This window comes from Cytophagia bacterium CHB2 (assembly GCA_030263535.1).
GTDB lineage: Bacteria > Zhuqueibacterota > Zhuqueibacteria > Zhuqueibacterales > Zhuqueibacteraceae > Coneutiohabitans.
Map to the genome: position 1 here is coordinate 1 of SZPB01000480.1, position 3,911 is coordinate 3,911.

Sequence of the window (3,911 nt, forward strand, 5' to 3'; positions counted from 1 at the left end):
CTGCTTGAAAAAACATATATTCGCGGCCAGTAAATGCTGGTGCATAGAAAGCGCGAGCGCAGTGGAACCGCAGTATTGCGCCAATACCCTGAGAATCTCGCACATGTCCGCGTGCGAAACGCCGCCGCCGCCCAGCTCTTCCGGAATCATTGCGGCGAAAAAGCGATGCTCTTTCAATGCGGCGTAATTTTCTTTGACAAACGTATCGTCGCGATCGTGCTCTGCGGCTCTTCTCTCAAATTCCTTGCCCAGTTCGTGAACCAGGTCCATCCAGTTGCTGCTTGTTGGTGTTGCCATGTTCGGCCTCCTTGTGTATTTATCCGTTAGAACCGGCGCAAGGTACGAAATGGCGAACACGGCTGCTTTGCTGTGCAGTTCAAACTATTGCTTGACCGGTTCACTCTCTGCCACGGATTTAGCGCGAAACCGGGTGGGTGACACGCCAAATTTATCCTTAAATGCCCGGCAAAAATGAGACAAATCTTTGAAACCGCTCTCAAATACAATTTGCGAAATGCTCAGATCTCCGCTGCGCAGCAACATGGCTGCGTGTTCCAGCCGCTTCTTCTGCAACCACTTTCCCGGTGATTCTTGATAGTGTTTGACGAAATCACGTTTGAAGGAGGAGAGGCTGCGATGGCACAATTCCGCAAAATTCTCCAGCGAAAGATTATAACGAAAGTTTGCTTCCATGATTTCACTGAGGACGGGCGCATCACTGCTCGCGAAAGACCTGAAATAGGAGGACAGGGCAGGGTTGCTCCGGCTGACCAAAATGCTGACGATCAACTCCTTCAGCTTTAGCTTGAGCAAGGTCTCTGAGGGCTTTTCAACTCCGGAAAAGTATGCCAGCATGGATTGAAAATAGATGGACAGGGCCGCGTCAGGGTTGACGCGAATGGCGGATTCTTGCGGGTGGACGGGAAGGGAACTGCGGCTCAACTCTCCAGCAAATTCCTTAACGATGTCCCGGACGAAATCATCCGGAATAAAAAACAAGAGCAAACAGAACTCCGCATCAAAAAACTGCTCGACGAGGGCCGCGCCCTTTTTAAAAAACAACGTTTGTCCGGTTTCAGCCTGCCAACTTCCATTTGCGGTATGCCAGGTCTTTTTGCCGCTGACCACGTGCACGAGATAATCGGTGTGTGTCCAGATGCCGAGAGATTTGGTTTCTATCGGACAAGTGTACTCGGCAAAGAGCAGGCCTCCGATTTCAAATTTGTTGTAATGTTTTTTCGTGCGAATATCTTCGTAGAGATTTACCATAGAGGCCAGAAGAACACGTTTTGTTCGATTCATTCCTTTTCGAATGACGGCGGGCCGGTGCTGCCGTCAAATCAGACTCAAATCACACGGCCGTAGCTCAACGACCATATGTGGGTATGGGGTCGAGATCGGGTTCAACGAACTTCGCGCGCGCCTCTTCCGAAAAAATCAGCTCCGCAGAGTAATGCGTCATCATAATCTTCGCATCCAGCATTTGGGGATTCTGGTCAATAAACGCATTGGCAGACTCGGCGTTTGGCGTCTTCTCCATGAAATGCCTGACGGCCATAATCCACGCGCGCGTCAAGGTTTCATGATATTTCGAAACATCAATGTGATTCTGCTGGAGAAATCTTTGCAAGGACTCGCGCATCATCCGGCAAGCGGTTTCAGTATCGTTTTCCGCCAGATAAACGTAGGCCAGCCTCAAATGCGCGCGATGGTTGAAGTCCGCCGGCAGAACCTTGCCGGACTCGAAGTCAACCTGAAAATCCCGGTCTTCTTTTGATAAGAGATGCTTCATCGCCACTCTCCAGAGATATAGTTAATCACCGCTACGGCGAATGATCGAGTCCCTTTGCCATTCGGTTACGTTTGAAAGGTGAAATTCAGTACCGGCTTATAGCGGTTTTTAATTGAATGGACAGGTTTGTAGCCCCCGCCCCTCGTGGGCGGCTGACGAAGCCACTAAACTTACAGTTGCGACAGTGCCCCACAAGGGGGCAAGACTACGACTCCTGCACACGCATTTGAAAGATGCTATAAATGCCGTGTGGGGATAATAAGCAAAAACATTTCCTCCTGTCAAGGCCAAACTTTCCGTTTGCAGGCGCTGGTGTCTTCGTATCATCGCTTGTCGCTAGCTGAGCTTGTCACTGGCTGAGCTTGTCGAAGCCAGATCTCACCAAAATCAAACTCGGGAGGCGCTGCTAACCGGTCAAGCATCAATCTCCCAACAAAGCGCTTGCTTATGGCTTGCCGAAAGGCTAAACTTGAACGCAATTAATTTTCTTCATTCGCACAGGATAAAACGAGATGACTTCGCGACAACGTATGCAGCGGGCGATGGAACTCCAAGCTCCCGATCGTGTTCCGGTGATGTGCCAGCTTGCGCTTGGGCATTATTTTCTGCATGCCGGCCTCAAACCGCTCGACATTTGGTACAGCTCCGAAGGCTTTGCCCGCGCGCTTATCACGTTGCAGCAGCGTTACAATTTTGACGGCATCCTGGTCAATCTCCCCGGCCGGGATCCAAATTATGAAAACTACCTTGATAAAATCGAACCTGGCGCGCGTGAAATGCGCTTGCAATGGCGCAATGGAAACTATACCATCTTTCCACAGGACGACAATCCGCATTACTATCAGGCTGAGGGCACGCGCTATTTTCCAACGTTTGCCGAGATCGATCCGGAGCAGCTTTACTATGTCGATCCCTGGGATCTCACCGATATTACCTATCCGTTCACCTGGGGATTTGAAGCGGAGTCTCGGCCCTTCGACGATTATTTTCCGGAATATCATTTCGACACCATCAAACAGGTGAATGCGCGAGTTGGCGCCGGCGTTTCTGTGCATGCTGAAGTTTTCTCGCCATGGTCGCAATTCCTGGAGTTGTTGAATTATGAATACGCCTTGATGGCGATCCTAGACGATCCCGGCAAAAGCAAAGCCTGCCTGGAGCGCCTCACCGAAGGCGCTATTGACCTTGCCAAAAAGCAGGCGGCGTGCGGCGTCGATGCGATTCTGATTTCCTCGGCCTTTGCCGGCGCCGGCTTGATCTCGCGGGAGCATTATGAAGAATTCGTTTTGCCCTACGAGAAGAAAATTGTTACGGAGGTCAAGCGCGCAACCGCCATTCCGGTTTACACGCATACCTGTGGCAGCATCGGCGACCGCCTTGATTTGATGATGCAAACCGGCACCAACGGCATCGACACGCTCGATCCGCCGCCGCTCGGCACGGTGGAATTGGCGGACGCCAAAAAGATTCTCGCCGGAAAAACCTTTATCAAGGGGAATATCGATCCGGTGCATACGCTCTTGTATGGCAGCGCTGACAAGGTCAAAATGGATGTGCAGCGCCGGTTGGAAATTGGCAAGCCGGGCGGTGGTTACATCCTCAGCTCAGCTTGTTCGGTGGCGCCGCATACGCCGCCGGAGAACATCGCGCTGCTGGCGGAACTGGCAGAGGAGTTGGGTAAGTATTAGGCCGTAAACCGCTCAAAGTTAGAATAAACTCTGAAAGTTTATGGCAAAATAATTTGTCGGCAGAACGATTCAAAATAACTCTGCCGATAAATCATTTTGCCAAAGTTTTTTTCGGCGATGCTCGGCGACTTCGGCGCATTTCGGCGGAAACTTTATCGCCGATGGTCACCAAAGACGCCGAGTTTCGCCGAACAGTTATTTGCGGCTTCGCAGAAGCTTTGATTTGCAGCTTGTCGCAAATCGGGGGAGTTTCTTTAAAGTGATCTTTTTGTAAAAAAGCAAAGAATTCACGCAGAGATGCGGCTCGACTGAGCTCGCCGAAGTCAAAAGCGCCACGGTACGCAAAGAAAAGCTTTGCGGGTTCTTTGCGCCTTCGTGGCGTTGCGTTCAAAATTTCTTTGCCTCAACAAATCTCTTACTTGATCCTTCGT

At 50.9% G+C, this 3,911-nt stretch carries 5 protein-coding genes; 1 reads left to right on the top strand and 4 read right to left on the bottom strand.

Annotated features, from left to right (window positions below):
- The 3 genes from FBQ85_27560 to FBQ85_27570 all read right to left on the bottom strand — a co-directional run.
- A partial coding sequence (locus tag FBQ85_27560; protein MDL1878890.1) for an acyl-CoA dehydrogenase family protein occupies window positions 1-297 on the bottom strand: 297 nt, incomplete at its 3' end.
- An 84-nt stretch (window positions 298-381) separates the two neighbouring features.
- Entirely contained in the window at window positions 382-1,302 is a 921-nt protein-coding gene (locus FBQ85_27565) for a helix-turn-helix transcriptional regulator (protein ID MDL1878891.1), read from the bottom strand.
- A gap of 64 nt (window positions 1,303-1,366) precedes the next feature.
- Entirely contained in the window at window positions 1,367-1,792 is a 426-nt protein-coding gene (locus FBQ85_27570) for a hypothetical protein (GenBank protein ID MDL1878892.1), read from the bottom strand.
- A 512-nt stretch (window positions 1,793-2,304) separates the two neighbouring features.
- Here FBQ85_27570 and FBQ85_27575 point away from each other — a divergent pair.
- Complete coding sequence (locus FBQ85_27575) at window positions 2,305-3,480, top strand: hypothetical protein (protein ID MDL1878893.1); 1,176 nt, start codon at window positions 2,305-2,307, stop codon at window positions 3,478-3,480.
- Between the two features lie 91 nt (window positions 3,481-3,571).
- Here the strand turns inward: FBQ85_27575 and FBQ85_27580 are convergent, their stop codons facing one another.
- Entirely contained in the window at window positions 3,572-3,871 is a 300-nt protein-coding gene (locus tag FBQ85_27580) for a hypothetical protein (protein ID MDL1878894.1), read from the bottom strand.
- Window positions 3,872-3,911 lie beyond the last annotated feature (40 nt).